Raw genomic sequence first — 333 nt, forward strand, 5'->3', positions numbered from 1 at the left:
TGCCTTCAAGGCCCGCACCGGCCTGACGCCCCGCGCCTGGGCGGAATCCCGCCGCGAGCAACGCCTGGCCGCCGCCCTGCCGCAATCGCGCTCAGTGCTCGATGCGGCGTTGGAAGCCGGTTACTCCGGCACCCGCGCCCTGTATGAAAGCGCCATGCCGTTGAGCCCGGCACAGCGTCGGCAGAAAGGCGCCGGCGAGCGCCTGCGCTACACCATCGCGCCCTGCCCGCTCGGGCTGGTGCTGCTGGCGGCCACCGACAAGGGCGTATGCGCCCTGCTCTTCGCCGACGACGCCGGCGAGCTGGAGCGCCAGCTGGCCGAACGCTTCAGCGC

1 pseudogene is annotated in these 333 nt (G+C 73.0%); it reads left to right on the top strand.

The features are described 5' to 3' along the window. A pseudogene (locus ACCC94_RS30175) lies at positions 1-333 on the top strand (bifunctional transcriptional activator/DNA repair enzyme protein Ada); the annotation flags it as partial.

The organism is Pseudomonas sp. Pseusp97 (assembly GCF_047304025.1).
Taxonomy (GTDB): domain Bacteria; phylum Pseudomonadota; class Gammaproteobacteria; order Pseudomonadales; family Pseudomonadaceae; genus Pseudomonas.